Annotated in this window: 16 protein-coding genes, 9 tRNA genes and 2 rRNA genes (1 of these 27 only partly in view); 26 read left to right on the plus strand and 1 reads right to left on the minus strand. The window is 40.0% G+C overall.

Annotated features, from left to right (window positions below):
* From LZP85_RS20145 to rocF, 12 genes are all read left to right on the plus strand, one after another.
* Positions 1-1,736: ribosomal RNA gene (locus LZP85_RS20145) — 23S ribosomal RNA — on the plus strand; it begins 1,199 nt to the left of the window's first position.
* A gap of 181 nt (positions 1,737-1,917) precedes the next feature.
* A 5S ribosomal RNA gene (gene rrf / locus LZP85_RS20150) occupies positions 1,918-2,033 on the plus strand.
* Between the two features lie 10 nt (positions 2,034-2,043).
* Positions 2,044-2,118: transfer RNA gene (locus LZP85_RS20155), tRNA-Asn, on the plus strand.
* A 5-nt stretch (positions 2,119-2,123) separates the two neighbouring features.
* Positions 2,124-2,198: transfer RNA gene (locus tag LZP85_RS20160), tRNA-Glu, on the plus strand.
* A gap of 22 nt (positions 2,199-2,220) precedes the next feature.
* Positions 2,221-2,296, plus strand: a tRNA-Val gene (locus LZP85_RS20165).
* 10 nt (positions 2,297-2,306) lie between these two features.
* Positions 2,307-2,382 (plus strand) — tRNA-Thr (locus LZP85_RS20170).
* Positions 2,383-2,391: 9 nt separating this feature from the next.
* Positions 2,392-2,475 (plus strand) — tRNA-Tyr (locus LZP85_RS20175).
* Positions 2,476-2,481: 6 nt separating this feature from the next.
* Positions 2,482-2,556 (plus strand) — tRNA-Gln (locus LZP85_RS20180).
* A 4-nt stretch (positions 2,557-2,560) separates the two neighbouring features.
* Positions 2,561-2,633: transfer RNA gene (locus tag LZP85_RS20185), tRNA-Lys, on the plus strand.
* A gap of 9 nt (positions 2,634-2,642) precedes the next feature.
* Positions 2,643-2,717 (plus strand) — tRNA-Gly (locus tag LZP85_RS20190).
* Between the two features lie 22 nt (positions 2,718-2,739).
* Positions 2,740-2,815, plus strand: a tRNA-Ala gene (locus tag LZP85_RS20195).
* Between the two features lie 151 nt (positions 2,816-2,966).
* Entirely contained in the window at positions 2,967-3,866 is a 900-nt protein-coding gene (gene rocF / locus LZP85_RS20200) for an arginase (protein ID WP_025911471.1), read from the plus strand.
* Positions 3,867-3,904: 38 nt separating this feature from the next.
* On the opposite strand, the gene LZP85_RS20205 is transcribed toward rocF, so the two are convergent.
* A complete protein-coding gene (locus tag LZP85_RS20205) occupies positions 3,905-4,054 on the minus strand; it encodes an aspartyl-phosphate phosphatase Spo0E family protein (RefSeq protein ID WP_100346476.1) in 150 nt (49 codons plus the stop codon).
* A gap of 168 nt (positions 4,055-4,222) precedes the next feature.
* Here LZP85_RS20205 and sigW point away from each other — a divergent pair, with 168 nt between their 5' ends.
* From sigW to LZP85_RS20275, 14 genes are all read left to right on the plus strand, one after another.
* Entirely contained in the window at positions 4,223-4,786 is a 564-nt protein-coding gene (gene sigW, locus LZP85_RS20210) for an RNA polymerase sigma factor SigW (protein WP_025911472.1), read from the plus strand.
* Positions 4,787-4,798: 12 nt separating this feature from the next.
* Positions 4,799-5,416: an anti-sigma factor family protein gene (locus tag LZP85_RS20215; protein ID WP_061786224.1), complete on the plus strand. Its 618-nt coding sequence runs from the start codon at positions 4,799-4,801 to the stop codon at positions 5,414-5,416.
* A 191-nt stretch (positions 5,417-5,607) separates the two neighbouring features.
* Entirely contained in the window at positions 5,608-6,429 is an 822-nt protein-coding gene (gene cdaA / locus LZP85_RS20220) for a diadenylate cyclase CdaA (RefSeq protein ID WP_061786223.1), read from the plus strand.
* Positions 6,422-7,888 (plus strand): CdaR family protein, encoded by a 1,467-nt coding sequence (locus LZP85_RS20225; protein ID WP_206833795.1) that lies wholly within the window; start codon positions 6,422-6,424, stop codon positions 7,886-7,888. The genes cdaA and LZP85_RS20225 overlap by 8 nt, the downstream gene beginning before the upstream one ends.
* Positions 7,889-7,922: 34 nt before the next feature.
* The gene (glmM, locus tag LZP85_RS20230; RefSeq protein WP_025911477.1) at positions 7,923-9,269 is read left to right on the plus strand and encodes a phosphoglucosamine mutase; all 1,347 of its coding nucleotides are present in this window, start codon (positions 7,923-7,925) and stop codon (positions 9,267-9,269) included.
* Between the two features lie 424 nt (positions 9,270-9,693).
* Complete coding sequence (gene glmS / locus LZP85_RS20235; protein ID WP_025911479.1) at positions 9,694-11,496, plus strand: glutamine--fructose-6-phosphate transaminase (isomerizing); 1,803 nt, start codon at positions 9,694-9,696, stop codon at positions 11,494-11,496.
* A gap of 431 nt (positions 11,497-11,927) precedes the next feature.
* The gene (locus LZP85_RS20240; RefSeq protein WP_206783145.1) at positions 11,928-13,508 is read left to right on the plus strand and encodes an L-lactate permease; all 1,581 of its coding nucleotides are present in this window, start codon (positions 11,928-11,930) and stop codon (positions 13,506-13,508) included.
* A gap of 78 nt (positions 13,509-13,586) precedes the next feature.
* Entirely contained in the window at positions 13,587-14,294 is a 708-nt protein-coding gene (locus LZP85_RS20245; RefSeq protein ID WP_025910564.1) for a FadR/GntR family transcriptional regulator, read from the plus strand.
* A gap of 41 nt (positions 14,295-14,335) precedes the next feature.
* The gene (locus tag LZP85_RS20250; RefSeq protein WP_025910567.1) at positions 14,336-15,052 is read left to right on the plus strand and encodes a (Fe-S)-binding protein; all 717 of its coding nucleotides are present in this window, start codon (positions 14,336-14,338) and stop codon (positions 15,050-15,052) included.
* Between the two features lie 17 nt (positions 15,053-15,069).
* Positions 15,070-16,497: a LutB/LldF family L-lactate oxidation iron-sulfur protein gene (locus LZP85_RS20255; RefSeq protein ID WP_119542910.1), complete on the plus strand. Its 1,428-nt coding sequence runs from the start codon at positions 15,070-15,072 to the stop codon at positions 16,495-16,497.
* Positions 16,494-17,192, plus strand: coding sequence for a LutC/YkgG family protein (locus LZP85_RS20260; RefSeq protein ID WP_119542909.1), 699 nt, complete (start codon positions 16,494-16,496; stop codon positions 17,190-17,192). Before LZP85_RS20255 ends, LZP85_RS20260 begins: the two co-directional genes overlap by 4 nt.
* 163 nt (positions 17,193-17,355) lie before the next feature.
* A complete protein-coding gene (locus LZP85_RS20265) occupies positions 17,356-17,973 on the plus strand; it encodes an HAD family hydrolase (RefSeq protein ID WP_234561909.1) in 618 nt (205 codons plus the stop codon).
* Between the two features lie 177 nt (positions 17,974-18,150).
* Positions 18,151-20,046 (plus strand): PTS mannitol transporter subunit IICBA, encoded by a 1,896-nt coding sequence (locus tag LZP85_RS20270; protein ID WP_206783143.1) that lies wholly within the window; start codon positions 18,151-18,153, stop codon positions 20,044-20,046.
* A gap of 88 nt (positions 20,047-20,134) precedes the next feature.
* A complete protein-coding gene (locus LZP85_RS20275) occupies positions 20,135-22,222 on the plus strand; it encodes a BglG family transcription antiterminator (RefSeq protein ID WP_119542907.1) in 2,088 nt (695 codons plus the stop codon).
* The last annotated feature ends 3 nt before the right edge of the window (positions 22,223-22,225 follow it).

Consider the following 22,225-nt stretch of genomic DNA (forward strand, 5'->3'; position numbering starts at 1 on the left):
GAAGCTGTGGATTGACATCTTAGATGTCAGTGGTAGGAGAGCGTTCTAAGTGCTGCGAAGCTAGACCGTAAGGACTGGTGGAGCGCTTAGAAGTGAGAATGCCGGTATGAGTAGCGAAAGACAAGTGAGAATCTTGTCCACCGAATGCCTAAGGTTTCCTGAGGAAGGCTCGTCCGCTCAGGGTTAGTCGGGACCTAAGCCGAGGCTGAAAAGCGTAGGCGATGGCCAACAGGTTGATATTCCTGTACCACCTCCCCGCCGTTTGAGTAATGGGGGGACGCAGGAGGATAGAGTAAGCGCGCTGCTGGATATGCGCGTTCAAGCAGTTAGGCTGATGAGTAGGCAAATCCGCTCATCATAAGGCTGAGCTGTGATGACGAGGGAAATATAGTACCGAAGTTCTTGATTCCACACTGCCAAGAAAAGCCTCTAGCGAGGCGGGAGGTGCCCGTACCGCAAACCGACACAGGTAGGCGAGGAGAGAATCCTAAGGTGATCGAGAGAACTCTCGTTAAGGAACTCGGCAAAATGACCCCGTAACTTCGGGAGAAGGGGTGCTCTGGTAGGGTGTATAGCCCGAGAGAGCCGCAGTGAATAGGCCCAGGCGACTGTTTAGCAAAAACACAGGTCTCTGCGAAGCCGCAAGGCGAAGTATAGGGGCTGACGCCTGCCCGGTGCTGGAAGGTTAAGAGGAGGGGTTATCCTTTGGGAGAAGCTCTGAATCGAAGCCCCAGTAAACGGCGGCCGTAACTATAACGGTCCTAAGGTAGCGAAATTCCTTGTCGGGTAAGTTCCGACCCGCACGAAAGGCGTAACGATCTGGGCACTGTCTCAACGAGAGACTCGGTGAAATTATAGTACCTGTGAAGATGCAGGTTACCCGCGACAGGACGGAAAGACCCCGTGGAGCTTTACTGTAGCCTGATATTGAATTTTGGTACAGCTTGTACAGGATAGGTAGGAGCCTGAGAAGCCGGAGCGCTAGCTTCGGTGGAGGCGTCGGTGGGATACTACCCTGGTTGTATTGAAATTCTAACCCACAGCCCTGATCGGGCTGGGAGACAGTGTCAGGTGGGCAGTTTGACTGGGGCGGTCGCCTCCTAAAGAGTAACGGAGGCGCCCAAAGGTTCCCTCAGAATGGTTGGAAATCATTCGTAGAGTGTAAAGGCACAAGGGAGCTTGACTGCGAGACCTACAAGTCGAGCAGGGACGAAAGTCGGGCTTAGTGATCCGGTGGTTCCGCATGGAAGGGCCATCGCTCAACGGATAAAAGCTACCCCGGGGATAACAGGCTTATCTCCCCCAAGAGTCCACATCGACGGGGAGGTTTGGCACCTCGATGTCGGCTCATCGCATCCTGGGGCTGTAGTCGGTCCCAAGGGTTGGGCTGTTCGCCCATTAAAGCGGTACGCGAGCTGGGTTCAGAACGTCGTGAGACAGTTCGGTCCCTATCCGTCGTGGGCGTAGGAAATTTGAGAGGAGCTGTCCTTAGTACGAGAGGACCGGGATGGACACACCGCTGGTGTACCAGTTGTCTTGCCAAAGGCATCGCTGGGTAGCTATGTGTGGACGGGATAAGTGCTGAAAGCATCTAAGCATGAAGCCCCCCTCAAGATGAGATTTCCCATAGCGCAAGCTAGTAAGATCCCTGAAAGATGATCAGGTTGATAGGTCAGAGGTGGAAGCACGGCGACGTGTGTAGCTGACTGATACTAATCGATCGAGGACTTAACCAAATTAGAAAAGCGAAGGCGACTGTTCAATTGTGAAAGGCGTTGGAGCTTCTGATAGGGGAAACCGCTCTTTGGTTTCAATAACAGAAGTGAAACGACCGAACAATTAGGAGCTGTAGCTAGACAGTAAACTTAGTACTCAGCGAAATGTTATCTAGTTTTGAGAGAATAATCTCAAAACATGTCTGGTGGCGATAGCAGAGAGGTCACACCCGTTCCCATGCCGAACACGGAAGTTAAGTTCTCTAGCGCCGATGGTAGTTGGGACTTTGTCCCTGTGAGAGTAGGACGTTGCCAGGCTTTATAAGATTCCACAGTAGCTCAGTGGTAGAGCAATCGGCTGTTAACCGATCGGTCGTAGGTTCGAGTCCTACCTGTGGAGCCATTTATGGCCCGTTGGTCAAGCGGTTAAGACACCGCCCTTTCACGGCGGTAACACGGGTTCGAATCCCGTACGGGTCACCACTTAATTTTATACAAGAAATTTGGAGGATTAGCTCAGCTGGGAGAGCACCTGCCTTACAAGCAGGGGGTCGGCGGTTCGATCCCGTCATCCTCCACCATGAACATGTTGCCGGTGTAGCTCAACTGGTAGAGCAACTGACTTGTAATCAGTAGGTTGGGGGTTCAAGTCCTCTTGCCGGCACCATTGTTTTCTGGAGGGGTAGCGAAGTGGCTAAACGCGGCGGACTGTAAATCCGCTCCTTCGGGTTCGGCAGTTCGAATCTGCCCCCCTCCACCATCTTATTGGGCTATAGCCAAGCGGTAAGGCAACGGACTTTGACTCCGTCATGCGTTGGTTCGAATCCAGCTAGCCCAGCCATTAAGAGCCATTAGCTCAGTTGGTAGAGCATCTGACTTTTAATCAGAGGGTCGAAGGTTCGAGTCCTTCATGGCTCACTCTTATATGCGGAAGTAGTTCAGTGGTAGAACACCACCTTGCCAAGGTGGGGGTCGCGAGTTCGAACCTCGTCTTCCGCTCCAATTATTATTATTTCGTTTTGTTGGGGCCTTAGCTCAGCTGGGAGAGCGCCTGCCTTGCACGCAGGAGGTCAGCGGTTCGATCCCGCTAGGCTCCACCAATTACATAAATTATTCACCTCTAAACAACGGTTTAGAGGTTTTTTTGTCTCTTTTTAAGTTGTATATATATTCAGAAAAGTGTTGAGTTGAGCCATTCTTACTTTTAGCTATACAATAGGAGTATGAAAGATAAAAAGGGGAGAAAGAGAAATGAAAAATGTATCAATTATTGGTGTACCAATGGATTTAGGCCAAACACGTCGAGGGGTAGACATGGGGCCAAGTGCGATTCGTTATGCGGGAGTAGTAGAGCGAATTGAAAATATTGGTTATGTGGTTAAGGACGAAGGGAATATTGAAATTGCTCCTGCAGAAAGAGTACATAATGATTTAAAAACAAATTTAAAAAACTTGAAGGCTGTAGCAGATGCTAGTGAACGATTAGCGTCTAAAGTAGATCATGTTATTACAAATGGTAATTTTCCACTTGTACTTGGTGGTGATCATAGTATTGCTATTGGGACGTTAGCCGGTGTTAGCAAGCATTATGAGAATCTTGGAGTTATTTGGTATGACGCACATGGAGATTTAAATACGGCTGACACTTCTCCATCAGGCAACATACATGGAATGCCACTAGCAGCTAGTCTAGGCATTGGGCATCCAACGTTAACAAATATTTTTGGATACATGCCAAAAATTAAGCCTGAAAACATTGTGATTATTGGTGCACGTTCTTTAGATGAAGGAGAAAGAGAATTAATTAAAGAGATTGGCATTAAGGTATACACGATGCATGAAGTTGATAGACTTGGAATGGCACATGTTATGGAAGAGACAATTTCTTACTTGAAAGATAAAACAGATGGAGTACATTTGTCACTCGACTTAGATGGTTTAGACCCTCATGACGCACCTGGAGTAGGAACACCTGTTATTGGAGGAATTAGCTACAGAGAAAGCCATCTAGCTATGGAAATGCTAGCTGAATCTAACGTCGTTACTTCAGCTGAGTTTGTAGAAGTTAATCCCATCTTAGATGAGCGTAATAAAACAGCAACGGTGGCTGTTGCGTTGATGGGTTCTTTATTCGGCGAAAAATTACTATAAAAAAGAATCAGCTCTTGTTGTTGAAAACAAGGGCTGATTTAGTTTGATTGCTTTGTATATTGGTTTAATAGTGTATCTAACTCTGAGCTTAACCTCAGTACCTCTTTAGAACATAGAGATGTTTGTTGTGCAGTATTTAACATCATGTGGCGATGCTCTTCAATTCGTTCCAGTAAATTTTTCTCCATCAGCGACATTCCTCACTTTATAATAGTCTTTTACTTCATAAATATCCCAATTTAAAAAATCTTAAACATAAACATCAAATTTTTGTTAAAATAATTAAGCATGAATGAAACTTTAATTAGAAGTAAACGTATATATACTATCCCGCAATGGGCGGAGGTCACTTTTACATGGAGTTATTATTAAAGCGGAAAATAAAAAAAGTAAAAAAAGGCGATCAAGATGCGTTTGCTGATATTGTAGAATATCATAAAGATAAGCTCTATCAGCTATGCTATCGCATGTTAGGTAATCGTGAAGAAGCGCAAGATGCGGCTCAGGAAGCTTTTATTCGAGCCTATGTTAATATTCACAGTTATGACTCATCCAAGAAATTTTCCACATGGCTATATCGGATTGCAACAAATCTTTGTATTGATAAAATTCGTAAAAAGAAGCCAGATTATTATTTAGATGCAGAAGTAGCTGGAACGGAAGGTCTTAATATGTACTCACAGATTGCTGCAGACCAAGCACTCCCTGAAGATGAATTAGAAAGAGGAGAGCTGCAAGACTTAATTCAATCTGAAATTTTAAAGCTACCTGAGAAATATCGTACAGTTATTGTGCTGAAATATATTGATGAACTTTCTTTGAAAGAAATTAGTGAAATTTTAGAGCTACCGATTGGTACTGTAAAGACAAGAATTCATAGAGGAAGGGAAGCCTTAAGAAACAGACTTCGCCATTTGTAAGGAGTGAAAATAATGAAATGCTCAAGTTCCTATGTAAATCTAATCCATGAATACTTAGATGGAGATCTTACAAAAGAGAATGAACAGTTATTGAAGCAGCATTTACAGGAATGTGATGCATGCCAAGAACATTTTAAACAATTAAAGCGAACCATTGCTTTTGTTCAAAGCACTTCTCATATTGATACACCTATGAACTTTACGGCTAATATTATGGCAGGTCTTCCTAAAGAGAAGAGCGCTGTAAGAATGAATCGTTGGTTTACCAATCACCCATTTTTAACAGCAGCTGCTGTGTTTACGTTGTTAATGTCTGGGGCTACTTTTTCAGCATGGAATACTAACGAAGAGTTTGCAGTCTCTAAGCAGGATAACCTTGTGATTGAAAACAAGACTGTTATTGTACCAGCTGGCGAAGTGGTTAAAGGAGATGTTACTGTACGCAACGGTGATATAAAAGTAGAAGGAACGGTAGATGGAAATATTACAGTTATTAATGGTGATCAATACCTTGCATCTGCGGGGGAGGTTACCGGTGATATTGAAGAATTAGACCAAATGTTTGAATGGATTTGGTACAATGTAAAGAATGGTGTTAAAGACGCAGTTAACCTGTCAAATAATGAATAAAAACAAGTTCCCTTGACGGTAAAAATAAAGATTTGCTAAAGAATCGTCCCCGGTCATCACGACTATTGGACGATTCTTTTTGTAAATAAAAACCAATTGTTGTTATGTCTAACTAGTAGGGAATTTTAAATTTATGATATAATAAAAAAGTTATGTTTAATTGACTACATATAAATAGAGGAAGTGAGACGATGCCTTTTGGAGAGCTACCGATCTTCGCATATTTAGGAAATATAATCGATGTTCTCCTTGTTTGGTTTGTTATATATAAATTGATAATGGTCATCAGAGGTACGAAAGCTGTACAGTTACTCAAAGGAATAATCGTCATCGTTGTTGTACGCTTTATTAGTAACTTCCTGGGCCTAAACACATTACAATGGTTAATGGATCAAGCCTTAACATGGGGATTTTTAGCAGTTATTATTATTTTCCAACCTGAAGTTCGCAGAGCGTTGGAGCAATTAGGAAGAGGGAGTTTATTTTCTAAAGCTAGCCTTCCTGAAGAGGATGAACGCGCATTAACAATTGAAGCTATTACAAAAGCTACGCATTATATGGCAAAGCGTCGTATAGGAGCTTTAATTTCGATTGAGCGAGAAACAGGAATGAATGATTATATTGAAACAGGTATTCCGCTAAATGCCAATGTTTCATCAGAGCTATTGATTAATTTATTTATTCCTAATACGCCATTGCATGATGGAGCCGTTATTTTACAGCGCAATCAAGTTTCAGCTGCAGCTTGCTACTTACCACTTTCCGAAAGCCCCTTCATTTCAAAGGAGCTAGGAACTCGTCACCGAGCAGCTGTTGGTATTAGTGAAGTAACAGATAGTATAACGGTTATAGTATCTGAAGAAACAGGTGGTATTTCTGTGACAAAGAATGGTGAGTTATATCGTGAGTTAACAATTGATACGTTAAAAGAAATGCTTGAGAAAGAGTTGGTTAATACTTCAAGAGCATCTTCTTCAGCTCGTTGGCAATGGAGGTCGAAGAAGAATGGATAGATTATTAAACAATCCTTGGATCATGAAAATAATTGCGCTTCTTTTAGCTTTGATGCTTTATCTATCTGTTAGCATCGATAATCAAGATACAAATACAATCCTTGGCACAAGTAAATCATCAGGAACAGGTACAGAAACCATTACAAATGTTCCTGTGGAAGTCTCCTATGATCAAGATAATATGATTATTAGCGGTGTTCCAGATACGGTTAATGTTACTTTAGAAGGTTCTAAAAGTGCTCTTCAACAAGAAAAGCTAAAGCAAGATTTGGAAGTATATGTGGATTTAAATAACTACGGTTTGGGAGAGCACCAAGTAGAATTACAACACCGAAATATTTCGGATCGTCTGGATGTTAAAATTGATCCGCAAGTCGTAACAGTTAGCATTGAAAATCAACAATCACAAGAATTTCCAGTAGAAGCAAGCTTTGATAAAAATCAGGTAAAAAAAGGTTATAAAGCGGGCTCTGCACAAATTAGTCCAGAGACGGTAACGGTTACTGGAGCTAAGAGTCAGCTATCGCAAGTAGCCTATGTAAAAGCTCTTGTTGAATTAGATAACGTAAGTAAAGATGTAAATGAACAAGCAGAGGTAGTAGCATTTGATAAAAACCTGAATAAGCTAGATGTAGCTATTGAACCAGAAGTAGTTAATGTTACAATCCCAATTGAAAATAGAAGTAAGAAGGTTCCGATTAGCCTTGAGCAAACGGGCACCTTAGGCGAAGGAATTGAAATTACAGATCTCTCTTTAGATAAAGATGAAGTAACCGTTATTGGTGAAAAAGACGTATTAGATTCTATCTCGTCAATTGATAATATCCCAGTCGACGTGACGGGGATTTCCAAAACTTCCGAAGTAAAAGTTGATGTCCCTGTTCCAGAAGGTGCAGATAGCGTTCAGCCTAAGCAAGTTACAGTGAGTGTAAACGTAAAAAAGCTGGATGAAGAAGAGGAAGAAGAAACTGACGCAGAAGAAACCTCTGTAGCCGAAGAAGAGAAAGATGGAAAAAAGTCGTTTGAAAGCTTGTCAGTGTCATTAAATGGTCAAAACTCCAAATATAAATATGAAATTTTATCTCCTAAAAACGGAGCGGTACGAGTTGACCTATCAGGACCACAACAACAGCTAAGAAATGTTACTCGAAGTGATATTGGTATATCTGCCAATGTCGCAAGGTTAACACCTGGTGAGTTTTCAGTTCCTATTTCTTTAACGGTTCCAAGCGGGATTGAAGGCACTCTTTCTACAAAAACGCTACGAGTGAAAGTTAGTGAAAGAAACCCTTCAGATGAAGAAGAACAAAACCCTTCTGAACCACCAGAAGAAGGCGGTAATAATAATCCGGACGAGCCTTCTGATCCGTCTGATAATACCGGATCTAACGAAGAGGATGAAGGTAACGGTGAAAACAATGCAAGTAATGAAGAAAGTGGCTCATCATCCGCAAATTAAATATACACAATGGACATAAAAGGAGAGAAAAAGAATGGGTAAGTATTTTGGAACAGACGGTGTAAGGGGTGTTGCAAACAGTGAATTAACACCTGAGCTTGCATTTAAAATTGGTCGTTTTGGAGGATACGTATTAACAAAAGATACAGAACGACCAAAAGTCCTAATCGGTCGCGATACGCGTGTATCAGGGCATATGTTAGAGGGAGCTTTGGTAGCAGGTCTTCTATCTATCGGAGCGGAGGTAATGCGCTTGGGTGTAATCTCAACTCCAGGTGTTTCTTACTTAACAAAAGCGCTGGGTGCACAAGCAGGGGTTATGATTTCTGCTTCACACAACCCAGTGCAAGATAACGGAATCAAGTTTTTTGGTCCAGATGGATTCAAGTTATCTGATGCTCAAGAAAATGAAATTGAAGCATTAATTGATAATCCAAAAGATGAGCTACCAAGACCTGTTGGTAAAGATCTTGGACAGGTAAATGACTATTTTGAAGGCGGTCAAAAATATCTTCAGTATCTGAAGCAAACAATCGATGAAGATTTTTCTGGCTTACACGTTGCGCTTGACTGTGCACATGGTGCGACTTCATCTCTAGCAGCACATTTATTTGCAGACTTAGATGCTGATATTTCAACAATGGGTGCATCTCCAAATGGATTAAATATTAACGAAGGTGTTGGTTCTACTCACCCTGAAGCATTATCAGCATTTGTGAAAGAAAAAGGTGCGGACGTAGGATTAGCTTTTGATGGTGACGGCGACCGACTAATTGCAATTGATGAAAATGGTGACATTGTAGATGGCGATCAAATTATGTTCATTTGTGCAAAGTATTTATTTGAACAAGGGCGTTTAAAACATAACACGCTTGTCTCTACGGTTATGAGTAACCTTGGATTCTACAAGGCTCTTGAAGCAAACGGAATTGAAAGTGCTCAGACAGCGGTTGGAGATCGCTACGTGGTAGAAGAGATGAAAGTACATCAATACAATTTAGGTGGAGAGCAATCAGGTCATATTATCTTCCTTGATTATAACACGACAGGAGACGGTATGTTGTCTGCGATTCAGCTTGTAAATATTATGAAGGCAACAAATAAAAAATTATCTGAACTAGCAAACGAAATGACAAAGTTTCCACAGCTGCTTGTAAACGTGAGAGTAACGGATAAACATCACGTAACTGAAAACGAGAAGGTAAAAGAAATAATTACCGAAGTAGAAAAAGAAATGGCTGGAAACGGTCGCGTTCTTGTTCGCCCTTCAGGTACAGAGCCACTTGTGCGCGTAATGGTTGAAGCACCAAGCCAAAATGAGTGTGAGACTTACGTAAACCGCATTGTTGAAGTTGTAAAAGAAGAAATGGGACTAGAGTAATTCATCATTCTATGCATAAGCAGTGACCACATGAGCTGCTTATGCATATTTTTATATTATGCCAATTGTACAAAGCGGCACGCAAAAAGGCCTGTTTTTACTATTGGTAATAAAGATAATTGACGATTTCTTATGCTTTGTTGTAAGATTAAATCTGTTCGTCTCTAGTTTACAAAAGGAGGGAATGTTAAAAGTAATTTAATATATGTAAAAGCGCCTGAACTAAGTCTGAGACGACAGTGGCTTAGTTGACGAGGAGGAGGTTTATCGAAGTATCGGCGGATGCCTCCCGGTTGTTGATTATCACAATCGAAAGCTTAATGTGAAAAACAAAGGGGTGACTCTTTGGACAAACGCATTAAGAAGATAATCGTTATTGTGAAGAAGGTAACGTTCTTCATTACTTTAAGGAGGATTACAATCTATGTGCGGAATTGTAGGTTATATTGGAACTCAAGATTCAAAGGAAATTTTATTACGTGGTCTTGAAAAATTAGAATATCGTGGATATGACTCAGCGGGTATTGCAGTTGTTAATGACGGTGGCGTACACGTATTCAAAGAAAAAGGACGTATTGCTGAACTACGTCAATCAGTCGATAATAACGTTGTAGCACCAGCTGGTATCGGTCATACGCGCTGGGCAACACACGGTGTTCCAAGCCGTGAAAATGCTCACCCACACCAAAGTCATAACGGTCGCTTTACGCTAGTTCACAACGGAGTTATTGAGAACTACGCAATCTTAAAGCGTGAGTATTTACAAGATGTTGAATTCAAAAGTGAAACGGATACAGAAGTAATCGTTCATTTAATTGAAAAAATTGCAAGTGAAGGATTAGAAGTAGAAGAAGCATTCCGTAAAGCGGTAAGCTTACTACACGGATCTTATGCACTAGCATTAATTGATAATGAAGATAAAAACACAATTTATGTTGCTAAAAATAAAAGTCCGTTACTTGTTGGTTTAGGTGAAGGCTTTAACGTTGTAGCAAGTGATGCAATGGCGATGCTACAAGTAACAAACCAATATGTAGAGCTAATGGATAAAGAAACAGTAATCGTAACAAAAGAAGCTGTTACAATTAAAACATTAGATGGTGAAGTAGTAGCGCGCGATCCTTACACTGCTGAATTAGATGCAAGTGATATTGAAAAGGGTACGTATCCTCACTACATGCTAAAAGAAATTGATGAGCAGCCTCTAGTAATGCGTAAAATCATTCAGCAATATCAAGGTGCTGACAATGAACTTCATGTTGATGAGGATATTGTAAAAGCAATGAACGACTCTGATCGTGTATATATCGTTGCTTGTGGAACAAGTTACCATGCTGGATTAGTAGGAAAACAATTCATTGAAACTTGGGCGAAAGTTCCAGTTGAAGTCCACGTAGCGAGTGAGTTTTCTTACAACATGCCACTTTTATCTGAAAAACCACTATTCATCTTTATTTCTCAAAGTGGTGAAACTGCAGATAGCCGTGCAGTTCTTGTTCAGATTAAAGAGCTTGGTCACAAAGCATTAACAATTACAAACGTTCCGGGGTCAACTCTATCTCGTGAGTCAGATTACACGTTATTATTACACGCTGGTCCAGAGATTGCTGTTGCTTCTACAAAAGCATATACTGCTCAGCTAGCAGTACTTTCAATTCTAGCAGCAGTAACTGCACAAGCACGTGGCATTAAGCTTGATTTTGACTTAATGCAAGAACTAGCGATTGTTGCTAATACAATGGAAGTTCTATGTGACGATAAAGAAGAAATGGAAAGCATCGCTCTTCAATTCTTAGCAACAACGCGTAACGCATTCTTCATCGGACGTTCTGTTGACTATTACGTTGGATTAGAAGGTTCTTTAAAGCTTAAGGAAATCTCTTATATCCAAGCAGAAGGATTTGCTGGTGGAGAGTTAAAGCACGGAACAATTGCGTTAATTGAGAACAATACGCCTGTTATTGCCCTTGCAACACAAGAGCATGTAAACTTAAGCATTCGCGGAAACGTAAAAGAAGTAGTAGCGCGCGGAGCTAATCCTTGCATTATCTCAATGAAGGGCTTAGAAACAGAAGAAGATCGCTATGTAATTCCAAAGGTACACGAAACATTAGCACCTTTAGCAGCGGTTATTCCATTACAATTAATTTCTTACTACGCAGCTCTACACCGTGATTGTGACGTAGATAAACCACGTAACTTAGCTAAGTCTGTTACGGTTGAATAATAACTGATTAGTTTTTTAGATCATAAAAAAGAAGGAGAATAACCAATAGGTTACTCTCCTTCTTTTTTTATTTAAATTCATAAAAATTACAAAAAAGTTAATTTATTCTATGTTAAAATTACGATAGATATAAAGGAGGTTGAGAATGAAGGTATTTGCCTGGTTTTTAATTTTATTTCATATAGCAGTCGCATTATTTTGGATAAGAAATTCTTCTTACCTCTTTTCAAAAGGTGAAGTAATGAAAATAGATACTCGTTAAAAAATGATAAACGAATAAAAATTACTGCTAAACTTGCTTTTATGATAAAAATGCAAAATTCCCCATTGTCTATTTATGAAATTTATGTAACTATATTAATAAGGTCATCAGATGACCTCATTAGATATGAGCGCTTAATAATATAAGTCAACTAGGGGGAAGGGTTTATATGTTATTGTTCATTGCGCTAAGTGCGATCATTGCGCCATTTTTGTTTCTTGTAGTTCTAAGGATGTCAGCTGCTAAAGGAATGGCATTGAGTTCAATTATCGTCATATTGTTAGCGCTTACTATCTGGGGGATGGAAGGGAAAGTAATTTTAGCATCAATTTTTCAAGGAATACATAAAACATTTACGATTTTGTGGATTTTATTCGGTGCATTGGTATTGTTGAATACCCTTCGAAATACGGGTGGAGTTGTTCGAATCAATCAAGGCTTTCAAAGCATTTCAGCTGATATGCGTGTCCAAGTAGTCATTGTAGCTTTTTTATTTGGCTCACTTATTGAAGGAGCCGCTGGTTTTGGGACACCGGCGATGGTGACAGGCCCGCTATTATTGGCTCTGGGTTTTCAACCACTGGTGGCCGCCACCATTGCGCTAATTGCTGATAGTACAGCCGTTATGTTTGGAGCAGTGGGGACGCCAGTAGCAGTCGGACTCAGTAATATTCCAAGCGCAGATATTAATTTCTTTAAAGAAATTGCGGTGCAAGTCACAAGTTTAGACTTATTGGCGGGTGTCTTTATTCCATTTATTTTAATGGTTGTATTAACCACATTTAGTCGCAGTGGTATAAAAGATGCGCTGCAAATGTTTCCATGGACGTTCCTCATTGGAATTGTATATACGGGAAGCGCATTTCTGATTGCTAATTTCTTTGGGCATGAATTTGTCTCCATTTTAGCCTCTCTTATTACGTTAATTGTAGCAACTTTGACAGCAAAGAGAGGAATCTTATTACCTAAAGGAGAATGGAAAAAGGTAATGAGGAAAGATTTCAAGATAGCGGAAGATAAAGCGGAAATGGGCATTTTAACAGCATGGGCACCGTATATTATCGTTGTAGTCTTATTGCTGTTGACTAGAGTTATCCCAGGGCTTAAGCATTTTGCGTTAACTGCTATTGACTTAACCTGGACGGATATTTTAGGAGTACAAGGTATTGTTTCTAAGTGGGAGTTTTTATATTCTCCAGGAACGATTCTAACTTTGGCAGCTGTGTTTGCTTTTCTTATTCAAAGAAAGTCTTATAAAACATTTTTGCAAGCATCAAAAGAGTCACTAGGTACAATGAAAATCACAGCGATTTCACTCATTGCAACGCTTGCGATGGTACAGGTGTTTGTTAATTCCGGACTGAATCTAAACAATTTAAATAGCATGCCAGAATATATTGCAGAATCATTAGCGAGTTCTTTGGGGTCAGTCTGGATTTTTGTAGCGCCATTCCTTGGAAAACTTGGGGCGTTCATTACTGGGAGTGCAACGGTATCCACATTAACCTTTTCACCAATTCAGTACAATGTTGCCCAAGCAATTGGCTTAAACTTAAACACTGTTTTAGCAGTTCAGCTCATTGGTGCTGCAGCGGGAAATATGATTTGTGTTCACAATGTGGTGGCTGCTAGTGCTGTTGTTGGTTTATCTGGTAAAGAGGGGGAAATTATTCGCAAAACGTTAGGAACAGCAGTTGTATATGTAGTATTAGCGGGTATAGCGGGGTTTCTCTTTTTAAATGTTTTTTAAATAAGAAAAGCAGGGTTCCCATTGTATTCTCTTATAAGTAAATCTATATAATAGAGAGATAGATGGGAGTTGAATGAAATGAACTATAAACGTGTTCGTGGAAAAAAAGCATATGAGGAAGTAGCTGAAACACTAATTGAATTAATTAAAGCGGGAGATCTAAAGCCCGGTGATAAATTAGAGTCTGTTGAAAAGTTAGCAAAAAGCTTTGATGTAGGGACGTCAACTATTCGCGAGGCTTTAAGTGGCTTACGTACAATGGGGCTAGTAGTAGCGAGGCATGGAGAAGGTACATTTGTAAATAACTTCGATCCTTCTAAATTCCAGTTGCCTGTTAACATTGCTTTTTTAATGAAGATTGAAGATATTAAGGAACTTTACAAAGTTCGTGAAATTTTAGAGCTAGGTACGGTAGCTCAAGCAGCAGCGGTGCACGAAGAAGAGGACCTATTAGCGCTTGAGAAAGCATTGATTGTAATGGAGAATGCAAGTGGGAATGAAGAGTTAGCATCAAGCGCTGATTTAGACTTCCACTTGGCCATTGCGAATGCGACACATAATAAATTACTTATTAATTTAATGAGCAGCGTGTCGTCGTTGATCTCTGAGACGATTCAAGAAACGAGAAAAGTATTCTTATATTCAGGTAATACAGTGGAAGATTTAAAAGTAGAGCATCGAAGAATCTTTGAAGCTATTAAAAATAGACAGCCGAATGAGGCGAGTGAAGCGATGCTTGAGCATTTACAAAATGTTCAAAGCCGTCTCTTTACATATATTGAATGATGTAACGGGCTGTTTACCAAATTTCTGAGAGGTGAGCAAGTATGAAAGTTTCCTTATTTAGTACATGCCTAAGTGATATTCTTTTTGCCAATGTCGCTAAAGATACGCTTGAAATCCTGGAACGATGCGGCTGTACAGTTGATTACCCTATGGAGCAAACGTGCTGTGGCCAACCAGCGTATAACAGCGGATACTTACAGGAAGCAAAGCAGTCAATGAAGCAAATGATGAAAGCTTTTCGTCATTCTGAATATATAGTTGGACCATCAGGATCATGCATTAGCATGTTGAAAGAGTATCCGGCTGTGTTCAAAGGAGATGTAGAATGGGAGAAAGAAGCAGAAGCTTTTGCAGCTAAGTGCTATGAGATTACTGAATTTCTTGTAGATGTATTAAACGTTACAGATTTAGATTCTTCGTTTAAAGGAAAAGTCACGTTTCATTCTTCCTGTCATATGAAACGACTGTTAGGAGTAAAGGAACAGCCTAAAGTACTGTTGAGAAACGTAAAAGGTGTAGAATTAGTTGACTTACCTTGTGAAGAAGATTGCTGTGGGTTTGGTGGTACGTTTGCTGTGAAAAACTCTGTTATTTCACAAGAGATGGTCAGTGAAAAGTCACGCCACGTATCAGAAACGGAAGCAGAGTATTTAGTGGGCGCTGATATGGGATGCTTAATGAATATTGGCGGTCGCATGAGTCGTGAAGGAAAAGAAGTTAAAGTCGTTCATATTACGGAGATTTTAAACACTCATTAAGAAACGGAGGAATGGAGATGAGCGTCAAAATTGGTGAAATTCCATACAAAGAACGAATTCAAAAAGGAATTGCAGATGATTTCATGAGGCAAGCTGTTTCCTCCGCTCAAGGAAGACTTCGAAATGGGCGATTGAGTCAGGCAGAAGCATTGGGAAACTGGGAAGATTGGAGACAGCTAGGTTCTGAAATTCGCACGCATACATTAGAGAATCTAGACTACTATTTGCAGCAACTAAGCGAGCAAGTAGCTAGACGAGGAGGAAATGTCTTTTTTGCAGAAACAGCAGAAGAAGCAAATGAGTATGTTAAAAGTGTGATAAAAAAGAAGGAAGCGAAAAAAGTTGTTAAATCAAAATCGATGGTAACGGAAGAAATCGGTTTAAATAAAGCGCTCGAAGAAGTAGGTGCTGAAGTTGTTGAATCTGATTTGGGCGAATGGATTTTACAATTGGATGAAGATCCACCTTCCCACATCGTAGCTCCTGCTCTTCATAAAAATAAAGGGCAAATACGAGAAACGTTTGCTAATAAAAAAGGATATGATGGCTCAGATACCCCGGAAGAGCTAGCAGCGTTCGCGCGAGAACAACTTCGTCAAGATTTTTTAGCGGCTGATGTGGGGGTTACAGGATGTAATTTTGCTATTGCAGAATCAGGTGCTATCACGCTTGTTACCAACGAGGGAAACGCAGAAATGGTCACAAGCCTCCCGGACACTGTTATTACAGTAATGGGAATGGAAAGAATTGTTCCAACTTGGGAAGAGATGGAGATACTTGTTAGTTTGCTAACGCGAGCAGCGGTTGGACAAAAGCTAACGAGCTATATCACTGCTATTACAGGGACAAGGCTTGATGAAGAAGTAGATGGTCCAGATGAATTTCATCTAGTTATTGTAGACAATGGTCGCTCGAAAATTTTAGGAACAGAATTTCAATCAGCACTTCACTGTATTCGCTGTGCAGCCTGTATTAACGCATGTCCTGTTTATCGTCATATCGGAGGACATGCTTATAACTCAATTTACCCAGGACCGATTGGTGCAGTCATTACGCCGCTTTTAGAAGGCTATGATGATCATAAAGAGCTTCCATATGCATCGACGCTATGTGCAGCGTGCTCAGAGGCATGTCCTGTTAAAATCCCACTGCACGAGCATTTGGTTCGCCATCGTCAAATCATTGTGGAACGAGAAAATAAAGCACCTATGGCTGAAAAGCTCATGATGAAGGGATTTGCGAAGTGGTCAGCAAACCCATCTCTTTATAACTTAAGTGCAAATCTCGCTAAGCCTGCTCTTAGACCATGGACAAAAGAGGGCATGATTGAAAATGGACCGGGCCCATTGAAAGATTGGACGAGTGTACGTAATTTCTATGCTCCTGAAGGTCAGTCGTTCCGTGCTTGGTTTAAGCAACGACAGAAGGAGGGGGAGTCATCATGATACAGAATAGCGAGGCTTTTTTAGATAAATTAGCTACTACTTTAGGTAGAGAAAGAAGAGTCGAAGGTGTACAGCGTCCAGACTGGAGCGTTACACCACAGCATGACGTATTTAAAGATAAGACACAGGATGAGCTTGTCGATATTTTACAAGAGCATTGTAAAGTTATTCACACAACGTTTAAGCGAACAGGCCGTGAAGGGTTGCTTGGCGTTCTTGCGGAAACAATTAAAGGCTATAATGGGAAGTCGTTGATTACTTCAAACGACTTGCGACATGAGGAATACGGGTTAATGGACTTTTTTGATAGAAATGCTGAAGATCTTCATGTCCATATTTGGGAGGCTGAGAAGGGTAAGGTAAATCAACAAATTGCAGAAGTAGCTGACGTAGGTCTGGTGTTTAGCGATGTGACGCTTGCAGAGTCAGGAACGGTAACGCTCTTTCATAATAAAGATCACGGCAGATCAATTAGTTTGCTACCGAAAACGTTTGTTGCGATTATTCCCAAGAGTACGCTGGTACCTCGAATGACCCAAGCAGCTACGCTTATTCATAAAATGCAGACCCAAGGTGAAGACGTGCCTTCTTATGTGAGCTTTATTACTGGACCAAGCAATAGTGCTGATATTGAGATGAACCTGATTGTTGGTGTACACGGTCCTGTCAAAGCAACTTATATTGTAGTCGACTAACTTCTAGTGGGAATTTCCGTCTAATAGTTACGAAAAGGCTGTTTTTTAGGTAAGGTTTTATACTAGTGTGCTATAGATTTTGGTAAAGCTTCCCTTGATAATTGAAAAGGGAAGCTTCTTTATGTTTATAATGACGGTAAGACGAACTAAAGGGGATGACTAGATGGATAGTATAATCTTTGACTTAGACGGAACGCTCTGGAATTCAATTGGAACAGTAGCTATCGCTTGGAACGAAGTCATTAAGAAGAGCAATTATGTTGAAAGAGAAGTAACAGAAAGAGCCTTTGAACAAACCATGGGTCTTCCATTTCAAGAAATTGCTCAAAAACTATTCCCAGAATTAGATGAACAAAAGCAAAAACAGATTCTAGCGGAGTGTTGTGAAGTAGAGAATGCTTATTTGGAAAAACACGGTGGTAATCTGTATCCACAAGTAGAAGAAACGCTAAAAGAGCTCTCTAAAAAATATAAATTGTATATTGTGAGCAATTGCCAAACAGGCTATATTGAAGCTTTTTATAACTATCATAAGCTAGATGCACATTTTATTGACTTTGAAAATCCTGGGCGCACAGGTTTATCAAAAGGTGAGAACATTAAGCTCATCATGAAGCGTAATAAATTAAAAAGTCCTGTGTATGTAGGAGACACACAAGGAGATTTTCAAGCAGCTCAGTATGCGGGTATTCCATTTGTCTACGCATCGTATGGATTTGGCGAAGTTGAAGCGCCTGATTATACAATTGGTACGTTTCAAGAGCTAAAAGAGCTGTTTTAGCAGCTCTTTGGGTTTAAGATATATGTATGCCAATGCGCGCCGTTTCACAGTCTATATACATAAATATACCTTTGTCTTGAGGGGATGTGACAAAGTTAGCTTTCTTCTTCATTGAATGTAAGCGGTTCATATCCTAACATTATAAGTGTAATTATGATATAGAAAGGAAGAGAGCACATGGCTCAATCAAATATAAAAGTAGGCGTTCAAAAGTTTGGTAACTTTTTAAGCTCAATGGTAATGCCAAATATCGGGGCATTTATTGCCTGGGGTCTAATTACGGCACTATTTATTGAGAAAGGCTTTTTTCCAAATGAAGAGCTTGCTAAGCTTGTTGGACCAATGGTTACGTACTTATTGCCCCTTTTGATTGGTTATACTGGTGGTAAGCTTGTTCATGACCAGCGCGGTGCAGTTGTTGGTGCCATTGCTACAATGGGAGTTATTGTTGGAGCAGATATTCCAATGTTCCTTGGAGCGATGATTGTGGGTCCACTTGGTGGGTATGTTATTAAGAAATTTGATCAGTTAATTGACGGTAAAATTAAAACAGGCTTTGAAATGCTTGTAAACAATTTTTCGGCAGGTATTTTAGGTGGCGTATTAGCCATTTTAGCTTTCTTAGGTATTAGTCCTGCAGTAGACGCGTTTACCCAAGCGCTAATTGTTGGTGTAGATTGGTTAGTAGGTGCTGGATTACTTCCACTAACAAGCATTTTAATTGAACCAGCAAAAATTCTATTCTTAAATAATGCAATTAATCATGGAATCTTATCGCCAATTGGTGCAGAGCAAATTCGTACTACTGGCCAGTCTGTCTTGCTACTTCTTGAAGCAAATCCAGGCCCTGGTCTAGGCGTACTGTTAGCTTATTGGTTCTTTGGGCGTGGAACAGCGAAGCAGTCTGCTCCAGGTGCAGCAGTTATTCACTTTATTGGAGGTATTCACGAAATTTACTTCCCGTATGTGTTAATGCGTCCAATGCTTATTATTGCGACAATTTTAGGAGGTATGAGCGGTGTATTCACGCTTGTACTGCTAGGTGGAGGTCTTCAAGCAGTTGCATCTCCGGGTAGTATCTTAGCTATTTTAGCTGCAACGCCAGGTAATGCAGGAAGCTACATCGCAAACATCGCAGGGGTTCTGGTAGCGACAGTCGTATCGTTTATTGTTTCAGCGTTTATCTTAAAAACAGGTAAGCAAACAGAAGATTTAGATGAGGCAACGCGCAAGATGCAAGAGATGAAAGGTAAAAAGAGTTCGGTTGCTGGTTCAATCGTGACAAATAAAGCAGCTTTACCACAAGGTGTTAACAAGATTGTATTCGCTTGTGACGCTGGAATGGGATCAAGTGCAATGGGAGCATCATTACTTCGTAAAAAAGTAAAAGAAGCCGGTTTAGATATCTTTGTTACAAATACAGCAATCAGCAATATTCCGAGTAATGCTCAAATTGTTATTACACAAGAAGAGCTTACTCCACGTGCTCAAAATAAAATTCCAGAAGCATATCATATTTCAGTAGATAATTTCTTATCTAGCCCTGAATATGACAAGCTTATTAATAAGCTTAAAGATGATTCTTCAGCGGAAGGGCGAGCTCCTGAAGTGGAGGAAGTAGTGGAATCAAGTCAAGAAGATGATAGCCTATTGCGCGAAGAGAATATCTTCCTTAATCAAGAGTTTAACAACAAAGAAGAAGCGATTCGATTTGCAGGGGAAGTGCTTGTAAAAGGTGGTTATGTGGAAGAAAGCTACATTGAAGCCATGATTGAGCGTGACAATATGACGTCTACGTATATGGGAAATGATGTTGCTATTCCACACGGTACAGAAGAAGCGAAAAAGAACGTATTAAAATCGGGATTCACTGTGCTACAAGTTCCAAATGGCGTTGATTTTGATGGTGAAAAAGTACGTTTAATCTTTGGTATTGCTGGTAAAGATGGTACGCACCTCGAAATTCTATCAGGTATCGCAGTAACATGTTCTGACATGGATAACATTGAAAAAATGGTTCAAGCTAAATCAGCTAAAGAACTTAAAGCAATTATTCAAGGTGAGCTGAACTAAAGAAGTAAAAGAGTAGAAAGGCATGTGAAGTGCCTTTCTATTCGTTCTTTTTGAAAGGCGTTGATTTCTTTAGATAAGAAATGAGTTGATGCATGTGTTTATTACGTCCAGGGAAAAGACCATTATTGAGTTAATCATTAAAACGTCAGAAAAACATACGGCTTTATCCATTGCTAGTTTTTTGAAGGTAAGTGCTAGAACAGTACATCGGGATTTGAAAACAATTGAATCCTTACTGAAGCAATTTAATTTGCAATTAGTTCGTACACAAGATGAAGGATTAATAATTAGCGGTAAGGATGAACAGATTTTCAAGTTGATCCAAGAGCTTATGAAAGTTCAACCTACCGATCAGTCTCCGAAAGAACGTAAGCTACTATTGGTTATTAAGCTATTGGAAGAAGCATCTTTTAAGCTCCAAACGCTAGCTAAAGACTTAGGTGTTAGCATCACTACCTTAACTTCGTACTTGGATGAATTAACAGATTGGCTTGAACATTACAGTATAACCCTTGTTCGAAGAAGAGGAGTAGGGCTAGAGGTCGTTTCAACTGAAATCAATAAACGAAAAGCGCTTGCTAATTACTTTCTTGTTTATTTTGGAGAAGAGCTAATCGAACAGCTTTTTTTACTTGAAAATAATCAGTCAAAGCAGGAAAAGGCTTTATATTATTTTAATACTGCTTATTTGGCAGAGGTAGATCGCATTGTTAATTTGAAAATAAATAAAGGTCATTCTAGGTTAGCTGATAGCGATTATATGGGGTTAATGATTCATATATGCATCATGCTACAAAGGTCTGAGAAGGGCTTTCAGTTAGAAGAATCGATGTTAATTAATGAAGCGTCAAATGAGTACAAATTAATCAAAAGTGTGTGTCAAGAGCTCGAAGCACAGTTTTCTCTCAGCATTAACCCCAATGATATTACATTCTTAGCTGTTGTATTGCGAGCATCCAAGTTTCAAGTAGCCAACGCAGTGGATTACGATAGTCTAGTTTTAGGACGCATTATTAAGCGAGTTATTCAAGATGTTTCTACTCAGCTACACATTGATTTAACAAACGACTTTTCACTATTTCAAGGCTTGTTGGCACATATGGAACCATCTATATTTCGCATTCAACAGCACCTAGAAGCATTCAACCCTTTAACAGAAGAGATAAAAAAGAAGTACCCGCTGCTGTTTATGGCAGTAAGAAACAGCATGGAAAAAGAGTTTAAAGAGTTATCTTTTTCAGATGATGAAATTGCATATGTGGTTCTCCACTTTGGTTCTGCTTTAGTTGTGCGAGAGGAAAATGTGGTAATTAAAGCTTTAGTTGTATGTCCAACAGGCATCGGTACATCTAAGATGCTAGCGAGTCGGATAAAAAAAGAATTTATTGAAATTGATTCTGTTGATGTGAAATCAATTAAAGAGATTCATGAAACGAATACAGAGAGGTACGATCTTATTATTTCAACCGTTCGTTTACCATTTTTAGCATGTGAATACATCTTAGTTAATCCGCTGCTTAGCGATGAAGACATTAATTCTATTCGGACCTTTCTTCAAAAAAATGTGGAGGAGTTAACACAAAAGAACCGATATTCAGCAAAAAGCAATATAACCGCTACTTCAATTCCAGCTAGTAGGCCGCCTTTTCAACAAATAATGAAAGAAATAAAAGAAGTGTATACAAGTATTGATTCAATTTTTGACAATCTAAGAATTTACCGAGAAAGTTCGGAGATAGACCATGAACGAATCATTGCTCGTATGGTTGCGGCTGCTGAACGCGAAGCTTTGGTTTCAAATAAAGAAGCTATTGTCCAAAAACTCAAGGAAAGAGAAGAAAAAGGGGGACTTGGTATTCCAGAAACAAGCATGGCTCTTTTTCACTGTCGTCATGAAGGAGTAGGAAAACTATTGTTTCAAATCTCTCATTTACACTATCCGTGTCAGGTAAAAGGAATGGATGGAAAGATGATGGAAGTCCGAAACCTACTGCTGATGTTGGCGCCAGAAAATCTTACCATCCGCGAGCAAGAGATTTTAAGCTTAATTAGTACAAACTTGATTGAAGATAAAGAAGCGATGATGATTTTTTCTTCGTCTAATGAAGAGATGATTCGAAAAAAACTGGAAGATACATTTTATGAATACTTACAAAATAATTTAATAAAGGAATGATAA

Origin of the sequence: Priestia flexa (assembly GCF_021441905.1) — a bacterium.
In the GTDB taxonomy this organism is placed as follows: domain Bacteria; phylum Bacillota; class Bacilli; order Bacillales; family Bacillaceae_H; genus Priestia; species Priestia flexa.

Excerpts from the sequence above, each read along its gene's own strand:
- rocF (WP_025911471.1), top strand. The coding sequence starts at position 2,967 with ATGAAAAATGTATCAATTATTGGTGTACCAATGGATTTAGGCCAAACA.
- LZP85_RS20205 (WP_100346476.1), bottom strand. The coding sequence starts at position 4,054 with ATGGAGAAAAATTTACTGGAACGAATTGAAGAGCATCGCCACATGATG.
- sigW (WP_025911472.1), top strand. The coding sequence starts at position 4,223 with ATGGAGTTATTATTAAAGCGGAAAATAAAAAAAGTAAAAAAAGGCGAT.
- LZP85_RS20215 (WP_061786224.1), top strand. The coding sequence starts at position 4,799 with ATGAAATGCTCAAGTTCCTATGTAAATCTAATCCATGAATACTTAGAT.
- cdaA (WP_061786223.1), top strand. The coding sequence starts at position 5,608 with ATGCCTTTTGGAGAGCTACCGATCTTCGCATATTTAGGAAATATAATC.
- LZP85_RS20225 (WP_206833795.1), top strand. The coding sequence starts at position 6,422 with ATGGATAGATTATTAAACAATCCTTGGATCATGAAAATAATTGCGCTT.
- glmM (WP_025911477.1), top strand. The coding sequence starts at position 7,923 with ATGGGTAAGTATTTTGGAACAGACGGTGTAAGGGGTGTTGCAAACAGT.
- glmS (WP_025911479.1), top strand. The coding sequence starts at position 9,694 with ATGTGCGGAATTGTAGGTTATATTGGAACTCAAGATTCAAAGGAAATT.
- LZP85_RS20240 (WP_206783145.1), top strand. The coding sequence starts at position 11,928 with ATGTTATTGTTCATTGCGCTAAGTGCGATCATTGCGCCATTTTTGTTT.
- LZP85_RS20245 (WP_025910564.1), top strand. The coding sequence starts at position 13,587 with ATGAACTATAAACGTGTTCGTGGAAAAAAAGCATATGAGGAAGTAGCT.
- LZP85_RS20250 (WP_025910567.1), top strand. The coding sequence starts at position 14,336 with ATGAAAGTTTCCTTATTTAGTACATGCCTAAGTGATATTCTTTTTGCC.
- LZP85_RS20255 (WP_119542910.1), top strand. The coding sequence starts at position 15,070 with ATGAGCGTCAAAATTGGTGAAATTCCATACAAAGAACGAATTCAAAAA.
- LZP85_RS20260 (WP_119542909.1), top strand. The coding sequence starts at position 16,494 with ATGATACAGAATAGCGAGGCTTTTTTAGATAAATTAGCTACTACTTTA.
- LZP85_RS20265 (WP_234561909.1), top strand. The coding sequence starts at position 17,356 with ATGGATAGTATAATCTTTGACTTAGACGGAACGCTCTGGAATTCAATT.
- LZP85_RS20270 (WP_206783143.1), top strand. The coding sequence starts at position 18,151 with ATGGCTCAATCAAATATAAAAGTAGGCGTTCAAAAGTTTGGTAACTTT.
- LZP85_RS20275 (WP_119542907.1), top strand. The coding sequence starts at position 20,135 with ATGCATGTGTTTATTACGTCCAGGGAAAAGACCATTATTGAGTTAATC.